The sequence below is a fragment of the Ruminococcus sp. AM26-12LB genome (genome assembly GCF_003480785.1).
Lineage (GTDB): Bacteria > Bacillota > Clostridia > Lachnospirales > Lachnospiraceae > Blautia_A > Blautia_A fusiformis.
In genome coordinates this window covers 126,916-144,439 of sequence record NZ_QUJX01000010.1, presented here as the reverse complement: position 1 = coordinate 144,439, position 17,524 = coordinate 126,916, and the positions used below count along the sequence as shown (strand labels likewise).

Here is a 17,524-nt window from a genome sequence, read left to right as displayed (position 1 = left end):
CCGTTCCGCAGTAGCGGAACTGGCATTCCGTTTGAGCGTAATTTGCAATCAATTGATGATAAAACTCTACGACACTACAAATTTTCTCTAAAATACATCTTAATAACAGAGGGTAAAACTGAAAAAGCTCCTCTATATATTCATCATTACTTAAATACATTTTAACATATGCAGAATATTTTTCATTTGCGTTCTTTCCTACCAATTTATTTTCAAGAAACTGTATTTCATTAACTAAAACCCTGGTTGCCACGCAAGCTAAGGCCGAATATAACTCCTCATAAATTCCTTTAGAAAAATATTTTTCTAAAATATCTCCATATTTTCTTCTTGAATAATATCGGGCTAGTTTAAAAAATGGTATATAAAATGTAAAAAACAATTTATCTTTCATTGTATTTTCTATAATGATTTCGCTTTTATAACTCCCTGCTAAATACATTTCTAAAATTTCCATATACTCAACATTTGAGGGAGCTTCCTGTTCATAATATTGAGTATTTTCAGAAAAAAAAGAAGAAATCTCTTTATACTCTTTGCAAAGTATCTTAACTGTATCTTCTCCTATTAATTTTTCCCATTTAGAAGGAATTTTCAACTCATTATCTTTTCTTATATATTTTCTTTCAAATAAATAGCGTTCTCTCATTTATATTCACCCAATAAATCATTTGTTATTTTCTATTTGTATTGACACCGTAAAATTATAGTAGTATAATTTATAACCAAACCAATAACTATACTACTATAATATATAGTATATGTCAAGGATAGGAGGTCAGCATGGCAACCATTGATTTAATTGTATTAGGTATGTTAAAGACATCAGCTTTAAGCGCTTATGATATTCAAAAACTTGTAGAATATCGTAATATATCCAAATGGGTAAAAATTAGTACCCCTTCTATATATAAAAAAGTTCTTCAATTAGAGGAAAAAGGCCTTATAAAAGGAACTACGATTAAAGAAGGAAAAATGCCAGAAAAGGCTATTTATACTTTAACAGATACAGGGGAGAAAGAATTTGAGAAGTTAATGCTTGATATTTCTTCTAAACCAATTCACATCTTTCTGGATTTTAATGCAGTAATAGTAAATATAAATAATCTTTCTCCTGATAAGCAAAAAAAATGCCTTTCTGATATAAAAAATAACATTGAAATACTGAAAGCATATTTAGAAGATAATATTAATTCCAAAGAGCAAAAACCTGAAATTCCAACTGCAGGTATGGCCGTTCTACAACAGCAACTTATATTAGTCCAAGCAATTGAAAATTGGATTGCCACTTTACCAAACGTCTTTTAAAAACAAATATTCCAGGAAGAAACCACAAACCTTCTCCCATTTGTCACTTACTTAATTCTAAGAATAATCCTCAACCTTACCATATGTTTTTACTGTCCCGGATCCATTTTATTGAATAACCTTCACAGAAACAAGATGGGCAATTTTTCGTATATCTTAAAACTTTTAAAATTCTATAGAAACAAAAGAAGAAGAGCTATCACTATGTGATAGGCTCTTCTTCTTTTTAATCAAAGGATTTGGTCTGATTTTCCGTCAAAGACTTTAAGAGCGGCTTCCAACGGATCAATAATGGTCAATCCGACAGCCGGTAATCCCACCAGTATTGCACTCTTTACCTCATCACGACTTGCGCCTAACTTTTTAGCAGATTGTACATGATAAAGCAAACCACCCATAATTCCTGTAGCTGCAAGCACGGCAATATACGCTAATTCACGTGTTTTATTATCCAATGCACTTGCCTTTTCCTGCTGCAAAATCATGTCAATATATGCCTTACCTACTTCGCTACTTTCTTCCATAAAACAATTAAAACCGGTAAATTCATTTTCCATATTAATATCTCTCCTTTTATTTAAAAATATTTTAGCAGCAAACTATTGTAAGAAATGAAGATGTATCTGTAGTAAAAATAACATCTCCTGCTTCTACATTCTTTCCATCAAGTTCCTTTATTTCGTCTTCCAAACTTTCTGATAATTGTAAACTATTTATCCGCTGCTCATTTCTTTCTGAACATGTTTTCATTTTTTCTCCTCCTTTGATTATTAAAATAATACCATATTTTTAGATTTTGTCAGTATTATGTCTTAACTTACAATTTTTTGACCTTCAGAAAAGGGTTATGCTAACTTCAAATATATTTTGCTTATTATCATATTCTAACTGTCCTTCATATTTTTCAACAATTTTCTTCACACTCTTCATACCAATTCCATGAAAATGCTTATCTGTTTTTATAGTTAGAAGTTCTCCATTTTCGTATTTAGGCTCGATTTCGTAGCTGTTTTGTATACAAAGCATAAACATATTATTAATAAGCCTTAATGATAAATAAATCCATTTTTCTCTTGTGTAGATATTTTCACAAGCTTCTATAGCATTATCGAACAAGTTGTATAAAATAACAAATATATCACTTTCTTCAAAATGGTAGTTGCCAAAATCGATTGGCATAATATCATATTCTATTTTAATATCCTTTTCTTTTAGTTCTGATAATTTATAATTCATTACCAGATCAATAACTGCATTTCCTGTATAAATTTTCTTTTCCAATTCTGCAAGTGGTTTATTAATACTATTGAGATATAAACAGGCTTTATCTATTTGATTTTCTTCCAAATATTTTTGCAACAAAGTAATATGGGCTCTATAATCATGAAATAAAGTTCGAGAATCATTATAATATACTTTAAGATCTTCATAATTACGTTCCAACATTCGATTTCTCAATTTAATAATTTTACTTTCTTCCAACGCGCTTCGATAAATCGAATATATAGCAAAAAACATTATCGCTAAAATAATGATAACGAAATACATATAATATCCTTTTGCTAAATCAGGAATAGAATCGCCTGCATACACTGATTGAAAATATATAACTCCGATAATTTCCGATAACAAAATCAACACGAGTGATCCTATGCGGTTTTTATCTATAAGTTCTTTATACCTCACTATGGCTAAGGAAATTAGAAACATTAAAGCTCTTCCCAAAAACAATGCCAATATTCTGGATATACTGTTTTGTCTTCCTATAACAATCCCCAAATCCTCTTTATGTAACACTATTCCCATTGTAAATATGATAAATAGATCTAATAATTCTAAACTCAAACAATACAATGAGGTATGAAGCAATGTATATCGTAATTTGATTTTATAAATCAATGAGAACGTTATACTTATTACGATTATAACAACAGCAATTAATAAAATAGAATATAATCGAAAGCTACGATTAATAGCTTCTATTACTGCCAAACTTATACAAATCAATATTTCAAAACATTGTTTTATCTTTGTATTTTCCTTTTTATAAACTTTTCGGAGTATCTCAAAACACATATAAATCTCAAAATATCCTAGTAAATATTGGAGTACATTAAGTATGTATATCTCTTCCATTTGTTGTGTGTTCCTTCCAATAAGTGTGAATTCTCTTTTTTACCTCTTCAGTATATGTTCTACTAATTTTAAGATTTTTACTATTACGCAAGTAAATAGTATTTTTATATAAACTCATAATATGTACGACGTTAACAATGTATCCTCTATCTATAAAAATAAATTCTTTTTGTTCTAAATCTTTATAAATGTTCTTCAAGGTTTCTCGTATAGGTATATTTCCGTTTTGGGTAACAAAAATCGCATATTTTTCATCTTTATACACATAATAGATATCTTTATATAAAATTTTCTCATATCTATGATTAGTACATATTTGATAAAACTTTTCTTCTTCAATATCCAGCCTTTTTTGTAATGATTCTAATGTCGATATCAACTTCTTTTTCAAATTATTTTTAGGGATAAACTGATATGCAAAATAATCATATCCATTTATTAAAAATTTTAAATGTGACGTGATAAACACAATATATCCTGCATCATCCATAGAACGTATTTTTTCAGCTAAAGATAGTCCGTTTATCCCAGGCATTTCAATATCTAATAGATAAATATCAAAATACAATTTTTCTTCCATTTCGTATAGTAACAACTGTGCATTTGAAAAAGTATTCACAACGTATGGAATTCCATTTTTAAAATAAAACTTCTCTATTAAATTACAAATTTCTTCTAAATACTCTTCCTGATCATCTACAATTGCTATTCTTGGCATATTTATCACCTCTGCCTTTTTTTCTTTCTGTGAACATGATTTTAGCGATTCTACCAAATAGTTTACATATCTTATTAGTGCAATCCGATTAAATAATATATATTCCATGTGCTTTATTTCATACACTCTCTAAACATCTTAAAACTATCATTATTTAGTCTATATGCACATATAGGTTATTAAGAAATATTTTGATTGCACATACAATACACATATAATCATGGAGGTGCAATTATGAAAGATAACAATTTTGTAAACCTAGGTAAACGTATTCGTGAAAAACGCCTATCCCAGAATCTTACCCAAGAAGCTTTGGCAGAAAAAGCAGATGTTGGAACAACACACATTTCGCATATTGAAACAGGCTGTACCAAACTAAGTTTAACAACCTTTATTTCTATTGCAAATGCTCTTGATGTATCTGCCGATGAATTATTATGTGACTGCATTAATCAAGCATCAAATGTATATGAAACAGAAATTTCTCTACTTTTAAAAAACTGTTCAACTAAAGAAATATGCTTTATACATGACCTAGTAAAAAATACACTTATCTCTTTACATAATCGCAACTTAAAATAATCAATAAAGACTGAAGTTTTTTTCGCTTCAGTCTTTATCAATTCTATCTAAAAACTTCTAAATCTTGTTTCTCTTGAAGCCACTATTTCATCTTCATTTTTAAGGGACATATTATATATAAAATCAAGAATTTGAACTTGTAGAAAATCTGTAATTACTTTGAACTCTGATGCTTCATTCCCTTCTGGTAATATTTTCTCAATCACTCCTAAATCTAATAAATCTTTTGCCGTCATTTTCATAAGGTTTGCTGCCTCTTTTGCACGTTTTTCATTTTTCCATAAAATAGAAGCGAAACCTTCTGGAGAAAGTATTGAATATGTAGAATTTTCCATAGCCCAAACCTCATTTGCAACAGCTAAACCTAAAGCTCCTCCACTCCCACCTTCGCCTATAAGTATACTCAAAATCGGTACTTTTAAATTGAACATTTCATATATACATTTTGCTATTGCAGATGCTTCTCCTCTTTTTTCAGCCTCAACTCCACATGCTGCACCAGGTGTATCTATGAATGTTATAATTGGTCTTCTAAATTTCTCCGCTTCTTTCATAAGACGAATTGCTTTTCTATATCCTTCAGGGTGTGCCATTCCGAAATTTCTAATAATTCTTTCTTCTGTCGTTTTTCCCTTTTGATGTCCTATAACTGTAACTGGAATATTATCTAAAAAGGCTATACCTCCAATTATTGCTTGATCCTCTCCGGTTTCACCGTCTCCATGAAATTCTATAAATCTTTCAAATACATGGGTGATATAGTCTACTGTCGTCGGTCTATCTATTTTTCTTGATAATTGTACTTTTTTCCAACTGTCCTTATAATCACAAAAAGTACACGCAGAAATTGTTTTACGTTTTCTTTCTATAACCTTTGGCTTTTGGTGAGCTTTAAGAATTTCATAGATACGTTCCTTTAATTCTCTTCTTATAACAATCATATCAAGGAATCCATGTTCATATAAAAATTCTGAGGTTTGAAATCCTACAGGCAACTTCTGTTTTGTAGTTTGTTCAATTACTCGTGGACCCGCAAACCCAATTAATGAATTTGGTTCAGCCAATATCACATCACCTAACATAGCAAAACTAGCTGCCACCCCACCGGTTGTCGGATCTGTCAAAACTGATATATACAATAACCCCGCATCTGAATGTTGTTTTACCGAATCTACTGTCTTTGCCATTTGCATCAAGGATATGATGCCTTCTTGCATACGTGCGCCTCCTGAACAATTAATCATAATAACTGGTAGCTGGGCTTTGGTTGCATTTTCGAATAATTTTGTTATTTTCTCGCCTACAATATACCCCATACTTCCCATCAGATATCTTGTATCACATACACCAAGCATAACCTCTATATGCCCTATTGACGCTTTTCCTGTAATAACAGCTTCCTCTAGATTAGTTTCCTTTTTAATTATCTCTTTTTTTTCACTATATCCTGGAAAATCAATTGGATTTTTATCCAATACATCTGTAAACAGTTCAACAAATGATCCTTCATCTATAATATCCAAAATTCTATTTTCCGAAGGCATTCTAAAATATTTTCCACATTTCATACAAATAAATTTATTTTTTTCTAACTCTTTTCTATAAATCAATTTTCCACATTTCGTACACTTAATCCACATTCCAGGTGGTACTGCTGGTATATTTTCTTTATTTCTATCTGTTCGATTATCTTTCTCGTTCATAATTTCATTCCTCTTATTTCTTATCAACTAAACTTATCTACAATAAAGTCCGTTGTAAAATTACCTTCTTCAAAATCACAATGATTTAGAATGGCATTTTGAAATTCTAAATTAGTTATAATTCCGTCTATTTTTATTTTTTTTAAAACACTTTTCATTTTTCTAATAGCCGTTTTTCGTTCTGAATCATACACTATAATTTTTGCAAGCATAGAATCATAAAAAGGTGAAACACTACAACCATTAAATAATGCAGTATCAATTCGAACACCATTACCGCTTGGAAAATAAACATTATTAATTTTCCCAGGACATGGGACAAACCCCTTCTTCGGATTTTCCGCATTAAGTCTACATTCGATAGCATGACCCTGCAGTAAGATATCTTCTTGCTTAAACTCAAGCGAATATCCCGCAGCAATTTTTATCTGTTCCTTAACAATGTCAACATTAGATATCATCTCTGTAACTCCATGTTCTACTTGAATACGTGTATTCATCTCAATAAAATAATATTTTCCGAATTTATCAAGCAAAAATTCTACTGTACCTGCACCTTCGTAGTTTACAGTTTTTGCCACTTTGATCGCTATATTTCCCATTTCTTTTCTTAATTTTGCCGATATTTTGGGGCTAGGAGCTTCTTCAATAATTTTCTGATGATGCCTTTGAATAGAGCAATCTCTTTCTCCCAACTGTATAACATTTCCATATTTATCTGCAAGTATTTGAAATTCTATATGATTTGGTGCTTCTATATACCTCTCTAAATACATTGTTCCATCTCTAAACGAACTATTAGCTTCCATCTGGGCTGTTACAAAGTTTTCATTAAAATCATCTTCTGTATTGGATATTCTCATACCTTTTCCACCACCACCTGCTGCAGCCTTTATCATAATTGGAAATCCAAGCTCTAATGCCACTTTTTTTGCTTCACACACACCAAAAACGGGAGTCCAGCTTCCTGATATAATCGGAACTCCCGCATTTCTCATCATATTACGTGCTTCAACTTTATTTCCCATTTTACAAATCACTTCTGATGTTGGACCAATGAATGTAATATTACATACTTTGCACTTTTCCGCAAAAAGACTATTTTCTGATAAAAATCCAAAACCTGGGTGAATTGCCTGGGATCCTGTTCCTACAGCTGCACTAATAATATTTTCCATATTGAGATAACTATCTCCTGACGGTGCAGGTCCTATACATATCGCCTCATCTGCCATTTTTGTATGTAAAGCGTCTTTATCTGCCTCTGAATATATAGCTACAGACTTAATTCCCATCTCTTTACATGCTTTTATAATTCGTACAGCTATTTCTCCTCTATTAGCAATCAGTATTTTTTCAAACATAAAAACTCCTTTCAAACTAAAACAAATAAGGGCTGTCCATACTCCACCAGTTCTTCATTTTCTACTAATATGCTTTTAACAGTTCCGCTATATTCACTCTTAATTTCATTCATTAATTTCATTGCTTCGATGATAGCAAGTGTTTGTCCCTCTTCTACTTTGTCTCCCACCTTAACATAATTATCACTTCCAACAGAAGGAGCCGCATAAAAACGCCCCACTAAGGGTGATTTTATAATATTTTCTTCATCACTTTTATTTTTACTTTCACCCTCTGTTTTTTCAGTTACAACTCTCACAGTATCAACTACCTTATCATCAGTGTCATTTTTGATGATAACCTTCTCATTTTCACTTTTTATACTAAGTTCTGATATATTATATTTGTATACATTTTCTAATAACTGTACAATGTCTTCGATTTTCATTCCTTGCCTCCATATCACATAATATTATAAGAATAAGATTATTAGATTTAGATAGAATATTCCCTTTTCTTACCCTATCTTTTATACTGTTTTTTTAACATAGCATATTTTATATTCTTATAGACGATTTTGGATTTACTTGCATATTTTTGTCTTTATTACACAAAAATCTCCTTACAAAATGCCCATTTTACATTTGAAATTTTTATGTTCCTATGGTAAACTTCTCATTATTATACTTAGGAGGATTTACTCATGCTAGTGTTATATTTATCAACTATTTCTCTCGAATGGAAAAATATAGATTCTGATTTAATGCAATTTGTTTCCAAAGAACGAAGAAAAAAAATAAATCAATATTTTCATGTACTTGACAAAAAGCTTTCTCTTTATTCCGCTCTTATTACTCGTATCGGATTAAGCGTTATATCTGGTTTGAATCATACCGAATTATGTTTTTACTATTCTTCAAATCATAAGCCACTATTATTATCTAATCCTAAATATGACTTTAGCATTTCTCATTCGAATGGTTCTATAATCAGTTGTATATCAGCTAATTCTCCAGTTGGAGCTGATGTGGAAAAAATATCTTATCCACCATTTGATATTATGAATCTCATTTTCAATCAACAGGAAATTCAATACATTAACAATGCCTCAGATATGGAACGAATTTTTAGATTTTACAAAATGTGGACACAAAAAGAATCCTATTATAAAATGCTCGGAATCGGGCTTACTGGTGCTATGATCCAATGCAATTCTCTAACCCCTGATTTATCCAAATTATTTTACACTTGGCAAGAAGATAATTATATGTATTGTATTTGTGGAAAAAATGTATCTGAACGCACCTTAATAAAATTGTCTGAAACAGAAGTCCAAAATTATTTTATACCCATATAAAAATAGATTAACAGGATATGTAAAAATTCTATTTCCTGCAAATCTGTCTAACCTTTATTATGAACCTTTTAAAAATCTATACCTTTAATTAATCCCTATAGTAAAAGTAGATATGTCCCTTTCATATCTGCTCTATTTTTCTCTATCCATAAGTTATAGTTCCCATAGTTTTATCTAATTTTCCATATTCCGTTTTCAAAACATATTCTCCGATATTTGCTAGGTGTTCCCCCCATATTTCTGTTAAAACGCCTGGTTAAACGTCCTTGGGCTTTCAACCCCGGTTTTCAAATAAAAATGAAGAATACCTTGCACTCCTGCTGCGGAAACTGTTGCTGCTTTTAATCAGTCGCCAATCTCCTGTAGATGCTTCGCAAAACCGCCTTCTTTCGGAATAATCATGATGTAATGTTTATCACTAAAAAAATAATTACGCAATTTAAAAGGTAAAAGGTGTGAATCATATCCAATACACCTTTTACCTCATTTTTTTTAGTCAATCTTATTTCCGCTTACCAACATTTTCTTTTTTTAAAATTTTAGAAGTTTTTACAAGGGCGTCTATTAAAGTCAAACCGGTCAAAATTACAGCAACTCCCATCATAAATAATGTCCATGCTTTGACCTTATCAAATGTTACCAAAATAGCGATCACAGCTACAGGCATGTTTATATACCCTAACCCTGTTGCCCATTGAATAAAAAAGTTCGGCCAAAACTTTTTCTCTTCTTCCACTTCATTCACTGTTTTCACTTTTCTGGCGAAATAGAACATATAGAATACAGATATAGCTATCAGTATTATTTTCAAGACACAATTAGCTTCCGTTTTCTCCGACGGAAAAAAAGTATCTATCATGATAACTGCTATTCCAATGATAAACGCTATTTCGCTATACAATCCTGAATAAGCGGAGTCTTTCATATCATTTACTTTTTTCTCTAAAGCAGTAATTATAGATTGGTGATACTGTTTCGCACTTTTCTTATTTTTATTCATGTAATATGTCCTCCATTCGTAATAACATACCGTTTCATATCAATTATATCTCCAGAAAATTATAACTTCTTCAGTCTATACCCCACATTGACCAACGTTTCAATAATATCATATCCCATCTTTTTTCTTATCTTCCATATCACATATTCTACTGTTCTATATGGTATCTGATCATCATGATAATGAATCCCCCATACAGAGTGATAAATATTTGTCTTTGGTATTACAACCCAGTTTGGTTTTAAAGCCAGTAGGTACAAAACTTCAAATTCCCTGGGTGTCAGGTCTATGTCCTTTCCTTCGTAGATAACCTGATAAGACATTGGATTTAACTGTAATTTCCCGTTACCCAACACTACATTCTCTTTATATTCTGGAAAAACATACTTCATGTGTATGCCTCCTCTTAATTTGTAAATTCAACTTTTCTCATTCCAGAAAGAAATACTGGACGAAAATTCCCCGCCCAGTACTTCTTCAATTATCAGTTATTTTAATGCACTCTCTATATCCTCCGCTGCCTTTTCCATAATTTGAAGATACTCCCGGAGCTTTTCAGACTGGATATTTTCCTTTTCTGCAAGTGAATTGATCAGAAAACAACTTGTTTTTATGCAGCTTAGCGGATTTCGGATATTGCTCTGCAGTTCCGCCCGCATAGTACGATAATCATTTTCTATATCCAGTGTCCTTGTTACTGCCCTCTCACAAATATCCAGTAGTTGATTGATACACTCTGCCAACTCCTGCACCGGATTATTCAAATACCTGCACCTAACTCTTTGTTCCAAACATTGTTCAGAAAGAATACCATTCAAATCATTTAACAGCAGTCTACATTCTCTATCACATTCCATTTCTACAGTTCCATTCATGCGCGATAATCAATAATAGAAAATTCCTTTTTCTCAGGTCGGTATTTGTATATAAGATCATAGGCGCCATAATTTTCGTCTAAATCTTCACTTATGTAAAGAGCAGCTATCCCCAAACTTTTTGCTGCATGATAAGCAAGTATTGCAAGATCTGCCTTACTCTGCTCTTGCATTCTTTTGAATAAATCGAATATCACAACAACCTTTCTGCCTCCAGAAAAGGCACGCGCACAGATACATCTCATTTTTTCTCTATGATTAAGATCCGAAGGATATTTTTGTAATAAGTGGCCTATGTCAAAAGCCTTAACCAATTCCTCTATATTGGATTTATCTCCATCTAACAGACTTGGCATAGAAATGTTTTCTTCAACCGTCATAAATTCAATCAGCGGAAACTCTTCTGCCGCTATTCCAAACAAGCGCCTGTTTAAAAGAGAACGACTATTTTCGTCCAAATCAAGCCCGTCTTTATTACATACAAATATCTCTCCTGTTTTTGGTTTTTTATATCCGCAAAAGATTTCAAAAAGTATCCGTCCAAAATTTTCCCCACACATAAAATAGCAAACTTCTTTGGAATTTACCTCAATGTTTAAATTTTGTATATAGGCTTCCTCATCTGCCATATTTTCAACTAGAAATGGATACATAGTTTCTCTCCCTTTGTATTAAAAAGGCACTAGATAACAGAAAATTCTTACCTAGTGCCTTTTTCTAAACTGCCTTTGTCTGTATTTGCAAGTTTTACCACCAGCTAGTTACTACTGCTGTACAGTTATTGTATCCACTCTCCATACAATCGTGTAAACAGTCATCAGGATCACAGTACTGTACTTCAATTTCAAATATTTCTTCCTGTACTGTTCTTTTTAATTTCTCCATAATAACTCCTATCTCCAACCGGTAATAATCGCATCACAGTTATTGACCCCTGAGTGTATGCAATCATGCAGACAATCATCAGGATCACAATACTGTACTTCAATTTCAAATGTTTCTTCCTGTACCATTTTTTCTAATTCCTTCATAATGACTCTCCTTTATCTCCAACCGGTAATAATCGCATCACAGTTATTGACCCCTGAGTGTATGCAATCATGTAGGCACTCGTCTGGATCGCAATACTGCACTTCGATGTCGAATGTTTCTTCCTGTATTACTTGCTCTAAAATCCTCATACTCTTTCGCCTCCTTTCCAAGTAATTTTATATTTAATAAACTTAAATATCCTATCCCTCAATTCTAAGTTTTTCTACAATACTGCCTTTGCTAAATACCTTATATAATAATTTAGGTAAAAATATTGTTAGTATAACAATAATTCCACCTATAAGAATAGCTGGCCATATTACCATATCAAAATGCATAAACCATGTATCTTTACAAATCGGACCAATCAATAAAAATCCCGATACTAACGAACACACTAAGCCTAAAAGAGCTGCATAAACAGAATATAGCAGACTTTCTCCTGTTATCAAAACTTTAATCTGTTTTTTGCTCATTCCCACACTTTCCATTATGGCAAATTCTCTTCTCCGACTCAAAATATTTGCAATTGTTAAATTCAAAAAATTGATAAGACCTGAAATTCCAATAATACAACTAACAACAATTCCCACTGCATAAATTGTATTTTTCATACTTTCCATATCCTGTTTTATCAACTCAGCAGAATTAAATCCAACTTTTCCTTCAAAATTTTCAACGAATACTTCAATCTCCGATGAAATTTGTTTCATATTTTTTTCATCGACATTGAATGTATAATTCATGATTGTTGGATTTTGATATAAATCTACAAATGATTTTGAGGAAAGGTAGAACATCGGTGCATCTCCTCCAACAATATTTATACCTGTCGTCATATTAGGAGCCTCATATTCTGTCGGGCTAACATACGCATGTGCAATAACCGTATAAAGTTTTTCCTCACCATCAACAAAAGCCTTTATTTTATCACCTAAATTGCATTGAAATTTTCTCGTATCTTTTGAAGTACGTGAAACTGGCAATGCTTCTATCAAGAAATTCTCTTGCTCCATTTTATGAAAAATACTATTCTGCTCTATACCTGCAATAGAGTCTACTAAATTCATTCTCTGGTAAACATTTTCATCTATTCCATAGACATTACAAATTGGAAAATTATTATTTCCCAGTATTACACGCCCATTTTCTGTAGCTACCATCTTCACTCCATTTTCAGATATGATTTCATCTTGTATTGGTGCATTATAATCAAATGTAACGTTTAAATCATCTAATGTATTTTTATATATAATCCCTTCCGCATTAATTTTAAAGTTTGCCTTAATGCTATCTATTACTTGGGGTTCTAAACCATCACTATGTCGTGTATAACCTTTTAAATTATTAAATAGATTACCACTTCCAATTTCAATATCCGCAGCGCTTTGTAAGCCAACCCCTTTTTCTATACTAATACTATTTGCCAGAATAAAAACTGAATTAAAAAACACACAACATAATGCAATAGATATAACAATAAAAATACTTCTTTTTTTGTTTCTTCTAAAATTATCATTTGCCATTTTAATTATGCTAAATTTATGCGTTTTTTTCTTTTTCTTATTTTTTCTTATTCCCGTTTCCCTTATAGCTACCAATGGGGAAATTTTAGATATAGTACGTAATGGTTTACCAATACTTATTTTAACCGTTACAATCGTAAATATCGTTGCCACAACAAAAATCAGCGGATTTGGTGCTATCACTATTTCTGTTCTTAAATATTCACTTGCAATAGTATTCACTGCAAACGGTAAAATAGATTTACCAATAAAATACCCTGTAACTAAACCAATCGGTATTCCCAGCACAAGTAACCACAATGTCTGGATTTTAACAAGCAATGCAATCTGAGATTGCGTCGTACCAATAGTTTTAAGTAATCCATAATTTTTTATATCCTGCATAGCCGAAATAGAATAAATGTTATTAATAAGCAAGTAACCTGCCAAAATAAATAAAACTATAAAGATAATCACTGCGCCAATCACAGAAAAATCCAATTGTGGATTTGTAATTGAATTCACTGCACCAGATACAACATCTTTTCCTTTTTGCTCGTTAAAACCTTCAATGATCTCATTTATTTGTTGCTCCACATTCTTTTTAGATTCAAAAATCACCTCTGAGAAATACGTTCCAGCATATTCCATGTCCTCGTCGTATGTATAGGGAAACAAAGATTCATTTTTATTCATAAACTCCTCTGACACTATCAATACACTAACTTGTGAATTTCTAGCTTCCCACCATCCTGAAACGGTCATTTCATAAACATAATGCTCTCCTCTTAAATCAAATTCTATCCTGACCTTTTCTCCTACTTTGGGTGTTACTCCTAAACTTTCTAATGCTTTATCTGTAGTAGCAATCTCATTAGCCTTTTGCGGTGCTTTCCCATGCGTTGGCCTATTAAAAGTTAATTCTTGCTCTATTTGATCCATATAATCAATTTCAACATTATGATTCTTTGTATTACTTGCAAATCCTATCGGTCTTCGACAACCACTAACTTTTATGTTGCTATTTTCCTGCAACTGCTCAAACTCATTTTTTGTTAAATATCTTATATCTCCGTCTGCTTTACTTCCCTTTTGCATCTGCATAGTAGTCTGTATTGATTGATATGTTCCAGTACAAATTGTTAACATAGAAGTAAATAGCATAGTGGTTAGTATAATTGCCAAAATAGTAATTATATTTCGTGTTTTACTTTTTCCAAAATTCTTTTTTGCAAGATTAAAGATACACTTTTTATTTCTAGTCAAATACAACTCATGCCCTCCCATTATGCGTCTATAATTTTCCCGTCCTGAATTCTAATAATTCTATCCGTCATTTGAGCCAAATTCATATTATGCGTAATCATCACAATAGTCTGACAAAATCGCTCACTTGTTTGTTTCAATAAGCCCATTACTTCAAGACTTGATTGTGTGTCAAGATTTCCTGTCGGTTCGTCAGCCAAGATGATAGCCGGTTTTGTAATCAAAGCTCTGGCAATTGCAACCCTCTGTTGTTGCCCACCTGATAGATTTCCAGGAAGATTCTCCAATTTTTTATCAATGCCCAAAATTGTTACAATTTTGTTCAAAAAATCTTTATCTATATCATTTCCGTCTAATTCCACTGGAAAGACAATATTTTCATAAACATTTAATGTTGGAATTAAATTATAATTTTGAAAAACAAAGCCAATGTTCCTTCTGCGAAAAACCGTTAGCTCTTCTTCATTTAATTGTCCTATTTTTTTGCCTTTTACTAAAACACTCCCAGAAGTTGGTATGTCTAATCCACCAATCATATTTAATAATGTGGATTTTCCACTCCCCGAAGCACCAACAATAGCAACAAATTCACCTTCTTCTATCTCTAAAGAAACCCCATCTAAAGCTTTTGTAATATATTCACCGGAATCATAATATTTTTTCAATTCCTTCGTTTCAAGTATAGTCATGCTGTTACTTCCTCCATCCTAGAATTTTTAGTTTTTATAAATCCATAACCATATAGGGTTTAAGATTTCCTTTATATCCATAATCTCACCTTCCCATGCTATTGAAAAACTCCTCTATTTCTACAGAGTCAAAATAAAATTCTGTAATTTTTCCATTTGTAATTCGATATAAAGCCGGAACTCCTGCAATTAACATATCTTCGTATTTTGTAATAGAAGCATAATCAATTTCTGGTGTCTGAATATCCGTATAGATATCCCCTACCTGTGAACCAGGGAATGCCAGAATATCCTCTGGAGTAATGGTTACAAAATTGAAGCGCATACGTTTTCCATAATCATTCTTCATATTTTGATATTTTTCTTCCGATTCGCCTGGTAAAAATACCTTGTTTCCATCACTATCCACATATCCTATCTTTTTGTTATATTTGGATCGCGTTGCCGCCCAATTATATTTCTGTAAAGGACGGTTTTCTCTTAAAGCATAATCTACAAAATATACATTATCATTTTCTGCCGCAAAATTCAGTATTTTATCTTTCACCTGATTACAAAACGGACACTGAACCATGTAAAAATAAACGTAGTAATCCTCCTGGTTCTGGTTAAACATATCCTTCAAATTGATTTTCGTAACATTTTCGTATGGATCTTCCTCTGAAACTGCGATAGCAGCCTCTTCCCCTGTTGAGTAAGCAAGAACACTTTCTGCATTGAAAGATACGGTCATCACTGTAGCTGCTGTTAATAACCCTACTGTTTTTAAAAGTCTTTTTCTATTCTTCATAACTAATTCCCCCATAATAATTTTTCTAAATGTCCTTTTTGTTTTTCACAAAACTTCTGGAAGATTTCCTCATCACTCTGCATTCCCAGAGTAAAATTGATACAAGAATGGCAAAACAGGTTCACATCACAGTCCTTACATTTTTCCATTCTCCAAGGTCTTAACTTTTCCAATTCCTCTTTCCATGCCGGGTTCTCAATAATTTCTGTAATCGGTGTTTCCAGCAGATTTCCCATAAAAAGATTTTCTAAATTGCTAAGTGGAGCACAAGGATATACATCTCCGTTTTCACTGATATTTAACTCCTTTTTACCAGGCTGACATAATGCACAGCTTAAATGCTGCTTTTCCAATTTCTCTATATATTCCATTGATGGAAGCAATTCTCTTTGGTTCTCTTCTCCTCTTCCTGAAGGAGCAAATCTTCGGATCAATGGTTTTACATCTAACTCTTCACATAATTTATAAAAGTCCTGATTATGTCCATAGGTATATTTTGTTTCCAACATGGAAACAGATACTTTTTCCATTCCAGCTTCTTTTAATTTTTTGATCCCAGCAATCACCCGGTCATAAATCCCTTCTCCTCGCACTTTTGTACAGCTATAGGAATCAAAACCATCAAGACTGACGGAAACACCATCAACATTCTTTTTAATGATTTCCATAAGCCGGTCATTCAACAGTAACGCATTTGTAGACAAGGTAATTACACCTTTATAATTTCCCCTTAAATATTCCAATATCTCACAAAAATCAGGACGAATTAACGGTTCCCCTCCGGTTAAGTTGATTTCTTTTGGGTTTAAAATTAATACCTGGTTGATTGCCTTTTTCCAGTCTTCCGTATTCATGTGGTCTACTTCTTCTATACAAGCAGATGCTACACAATGTTTACATCTTAAATTACACCTATTGGTCAAAGAAAGATATACGATCTGATACGGATAGATTATCTCATTTTTCATCTGTTCTTCCGAAATATAAAAATGAATCCGGCACAGTTCCTGAAATAACTTATAGGCATTTTTCTTTACCACAGCATCTTCTTCCTCAATGGTAAACTCCCCATTGTTCTCTTCCAGATATTTTTCAAGATACTGAAAATAAGCCTCTGAGGTTTTTACAAAGCCTCCATTTCTGGTGTTACATAAAACAACTCTTTCTTCACGTACTAAAACTTTTGCATTTGGACTTCTCATATACATATCCGGTTCCC

At 32.1% G+C, this 17,524-nt stretch carries 21 protein-coding genes; 3 read left to right on the top strand and 18 right to left on the bottom strand.

Annotated elements, in window-relative coordinates; translation table 11 throughout:
- On the bottom strand, positions 1–649 hold a 649-nt coding region (locus DW694_RS09420), incomplete at its 3' end, for a hypothetical protein (RefSeq protein ID WP_147420729.1).
- 134 nt (positions 650–783) lie between these two features.
- On the opposite strand from DW694_RS09420, the gene DW694_RS09415 reads away from it, so the two are divergent.
- The gene (locus DW694_RS09415; RefSeq protein ID WP_016289315.1) at positions 784–1,308 is read left to right on the top strand and encodes a PadR family transcriptional regulator; all 525 of its coding nucleotides are present in this window, start codon (positions 784–786) and stop codon (positions 1,306–1,308) included.
- Between the two features lie 230 nt (positions 1,309–1,538).
- Here the strand turns inward: DW694_RS09415 and DW694_RS09410 are convergent, their stop codons facing one another.
- The 4 genes from DW694_RS09410 to DW694_RS09400 all read right to left on the bottom strand — a co-directional run bounded on the left by DW694_RS09410 (position 1,539) and on the right by DW694_RS09400 (position 4,162).
- Positions 1,539–1,865: a carboxymuconolactone decarboxylase family protein gene (locus tag DW694_RS09410; RefSeq protein ID WP_117983938.1), complete on the bottom strand. Its 327-nt coding sequence runs from the start codon at positions 1,863–1,865 to the stop codon at positions 1,539–1,541.
- Positions 1,866–1,896: 31 nt separating this feature from the next.
- A complete protein-coding gene (locus tag DW694_RS16940) occupies positions 1,897–2,058 on the bottom strand; it encodes a hypothetical protein (protein ID WP_159430639.1) in 162 nt (53 codons plus the stop codon).
- Between the two features lie 84 nt (positions 2,059–2,142).
- Positions 2,143–3,444, bottom strand: coding sequence for a sensor histidine kinase (locus DW694_RS09405; RefSeq protein WP_118752890.1), 1,302 nt, complete (start codon positions 3,442–3,444; stop codon positions 2,143–2,145).
- Positions 3,422–4,162 carry a LytTR family DNA-binding domain-containing protein gene (locus DW694_RS09400; protein WP_072448091.1) on the bottom strand — a complete coding sequence of 247 codons (741 nt, stop codon included), beginning with the start codon at positions 4,160–4,162 and terminating at the stop codon, positions 3,422–3,424. The genes DW694_RS09405 and DW694_RS09400 overlap by 23 nt, the downstream gene beginning before the upstream one ends.
- Positions 4,163–4,396: 234 nt before the next feature.
- Between DW694_RS09400 and DW694_RS09395 the strand changes: the two genes are divergently transcribed.
- On the top strand, positions 4,397–4,744 hold the full coding sequence (locus DW694_RS09395; RefSeq protein WP_025578786.1) for a helix-turn-helix transcriptional regulator: 348 nt from the start codon (positions 4,397–4,399) through the stop codon (positions 4,742–4,744).
- A gap of 47 nt (positions 4,745–4,791) precedes the next feature.
- Here the strand turns inward: DW694_RS09395 and accD are convergent, their stop codons facing one another.
- The 3 genes from accD to DW694_RS09380 are packed head-to-tail and all read right to left on the bottom strand — an operon-like array spanning position 4,792 to position 8,239.
- On the bottom strand, positions 4,792–6,447 hold the full coding sequence (accD, locus tag DW694_RS09390) for an acetyl-CoA carboxylase, carboxyltransferase subunit beta (protein WP_118486013.1): 1,656 nt from the start codon (positions 6,445–6,447) through the stop codon (positions 4,792–4,794).
- A 23-nt stretch (positions 6,448–6,470) separates the two neighbouring features.
- The gene (accC, locus tag DW694_RS09385; RefSeq protein WP_118486012.1) at positions 6,471–7,811 is read right to left on the bottom strand and encodes an acetyl-CoA carboxylase biotin carboxylase subunit; all 1,341 of its coding nucleotides are present in this window, start codon (positions 7,809–7,811) and stop codon (positions 6,471–6,473) included.
- 11 nt (positions 7,812–7,822) lie between these two features.
- Positions 7,823–8,239, bottom strand: a complete 417-nt coding sequence (locus DW694_RS09380; RefSeq protein WP_118486011.1) for a biotin/lipoyl-containing protein — start codon at positions 8,237–8,239, stop codon at positions 7,823–7,825.
- A gap of 255 nt (positions 8,240–8,494) precedes the next feature.
- Here DW694_RS09380 and DW694_RS09375 point away from each other — a divergent pair, with 255 nt between their 5' ends.
- Positions 8,495–9,148, top strand: coding sequence for a 4'-phosphopantetheinyl transferase superfamily protein (locus DW694_RS09375; protein WP_118486010.1), 654 nt, complete (start codon positions 8,495–8,497; stop codon positions 9,146–9,148).
- Between the two features lie 502 nt (positions 9,149–9,650).
- On the opposite strand, the gene DW694_RS09370 is transcribed toward DW694_RS09375, so the two are convergent.
- The 10 genes from DW694_RS09370 to DW694_RS09335 all read right to left on the bottom strand — a co-directional run bounded on the left by DW694_RS09370 (position 9,651) and on the right by DW694_RS09335 (position 17,513).
- Positions 9,651–10,148 carry a hypothetical protein gene (locus DW694_RS09370; RefSeq protein ID WP_118752888.1) on the bottom strand — a complete coding sequence of 166 codons (498 nt, stop codon included), beginning with the start codon at positions 10,146–10,148 and terminating at the stop codon, positions 9,651–9,653.
- 59 nt (positions 10,149–10,207) lie between these two features.
- Positions 10,208–10,540: a winged helix-turn-helix domain-containing protein gene (locus DW694_RS09365; RefSeq protein WP_117983727.1), complete on the bottom strand. Its 333-nt coding sequence runs from the start codon at positions 10,538–10,540 to the stop codon at positions 10,208–10,210.
- A gap of 96 nt (positions 10,541–10,636) precedes the next feature.
- A complete protein-coding gene (locus DW694_RS09360; protein WP_117689875.1) occupies positions 10,637–10,912 on the bottom strand; it encodes a hypothetical protein in 276 nt (91 codons plus the stop codon).
- Between the two features lie 107 nt (positions 10,913–11,019).
- Complete coding sequence (locus DW694_RS09355; RefSeq protein WP_118752887.1) at positions 11,020–11,676, bottom strand: hypothetical protein; 657 nt, start codon at positions 11,674–11,676, stop codon at positions 11,020–11,022.
- Between the two features lie 94 nt (positions 11,677–11,770).
- On the bottom strand, positions 11,771–11,908 hold the full coding sequence (locus DW694_RS16935) for a hypothetical protein (protein ID WP_158555573.1): 138 nt from the start codon (positions 11,906–11,908) through the stop codon (positions 11,771–11,773).
- 8 nt (positions 11,909–11,916) lie between these two features.
- Positions 11,917–12,054, bottom strand: coding sequence for a hypothetical protein (locus DW694_RS16930; RefSeq protein ID WP_158555574.1), 138 nt, complete (start codon positions 12,052–12,054; stop codon positions 11,917–11,919).
- A gap of 201 nt (positions 12,055–12,255) precedes the next feature.
- Positions 12,256–14,826, bottom strand: coding sequence for an ABC transporter permease (locus DW694_RS09350; RefSeq protein ID WP_182465492.1), 2,571 nt, complete (start codon positions 14,824–14,826; stop codon positions 12,256–12,258).
- Positions 14,827–14,846: 20 nt separating this feature from the next.
- Entirely contained in the window at positions 14,847–15,515 is a 669-nt protein-coding gene (locus DW694_RS09345) for an ABC transporter ATP-binding protein (protein WP_055173337.1), read from the bottom strand.
- 85 nt (positions 15,516–15,600) lie between these two features.
- Positions 15,601–16,305 (bottom strand): hypothetical protein, encoded by a 705-nt coding sequence (locus tag DW694_RS09340; protein WP_055173335.1) that lies wholly within the window; start codon positions 16,303–16,305, stop codon positions 15,601–15,603.
- Between the two features lie 2 nt (positions 16,306–16,307).
- Positions 16,308–17,513 (bottom strand): radical SAM protein, encoded by a 1,206-nt coding sequence (locus DW694_RS09335; RefSeq protein ID WP_117854538.1) that lies wholly within the window; start codon positions 17,511–17,513, stop codon positions 16,308–16,310.
- Positions 17,514–17,524 lie beyond the last annotated feature (11 nt).

Excerpts from the sequence above, each read along its gene's own strand:
- DW694_RS09410 (WP_117983938.1), bottom strand. The coding sequence starts at position 1,865 with ATGGAAAATGAATTTACCGGTTTTAATTGTTTTATGGAAGAAAGTAGC.
- DW694_RS09355 (WP_118752887.1), bottom strand. The coding sequence starts at position 11,676 with ATGTATCCATTTCTAGTTGAAAATATGGCAGATGAGGAAGCCTATATA.
- DW694_RS16930 (WP_158555574.1), bottom strand. The coding sequence starts at position 12,054 with ATGAAGGAATTAGAAAAAATGGTACAGGAAGAAACATTTGAAATTGAA.
- DW694_RS09395 (WP_025578786.1), top strand. The coding sequence starts at position 4,397 with ATGAAAGATAACAATTTTGTAAACCTAGGTAAACGTATTCGTGAAAAA.
- DW694_RS09405 (WP_118752890.1), bottom strand. The coding sequence starts at position 3,444 with ATGGAAGAGATATACATACTTAATGTACTCCAATATTTACTAGGATAT.
- DW694_RS09400 (WP_072448091.1), bottom strand. The coding sequence starts at position 4,162 with ATGCCAAGAATAGCAATTGTAGATGATCAGGAAGAGTATTTAGAAGAA.
- DW694_RS09345 (WP_055173337.1), bottom strand. The coding sequence starts at position 15,515 with ATGACTATACTTGAAACGAAGGAATTGAAAAAATATTATGATTCCGGT.
- DW694_RS09375 (WP_118486010.1), top strand. The coding sequence starts at position 8,495 with ATGCTAGTGTTATATTTATCAACTATTTCTCTCGAATGGAAAAATATA.
- accC (WP_118486012.1), bottom strand. The coding sequence starts at position 7,811 with ATGTTTGAAAAAATACTGATTGCTAATAGAGGAGAAATAGCTGTACGA.
- DW694_RS09380 (WP_118486011.1), bottom strand. The coding sequence starts at position 8,239 with ATGAAAATCGAAGACATTGTACAGTTATTAGAAAATGTATACAAATAT.
- DW694_RS16935 (WP_158555573.1), bottom strand. The coding sequence starts at position 11,908 with ATGGAGAAATTAAAAAGAACAGTACAGGAAGAAATATTTGAAATTGAA.
- accD (WP_118486013.1), bottom strand. The coding sequence starts at position 6,447 with ATGAACGAGAAAGATAATCGAACAGATAGAAATAAAGAAAATATACCA.
- DW694_RS09370 (WP_118752888.1), bottom strand. The coding sequence starts at position 10,148 with ATGAATAAAAATAAGAAAAGTGCGAAACAGTATCACCAATCTATAATT.
- DW694_RS09365 (WP_117983727.1), bottom strand. The coding sequence starts at position 10,540 with ATGAAGTATGTTTTTCCAGAATATAAAGAGAATGTAGTGTTGGGTAAC.
- DW694_RS09415 (WP_016289315.1), top strand. The coding sequence starts at position 784 with ATGGCAACCATTGATTTAATTGTATTAGGTATGTTAAAGACATCAGCT.
- DW694_RS16940 (WP_159430639.1), bottom strand. The coding sequence starts at position 2,058 with ATGAAAACATGTTCAGAAAGAAATGAGCAGCGGATAAATAGTTTACAA.
- DW694_RS09340 (WP_055173335.1), bottom strand. The coding sequence starts at position 16,305 with ATGAAGAATAGAAAAAGACTTTTAAAAACAGTAGGGTTATTAACAGCA.
- DW694_RS09335 (WP_117854538.1), bottom strand. The coding sequence starts at position 17,513 with ATGTATATGAGAAGTCCAAATGCAAAAGTTTTAGTACGTGAAGAAAGA.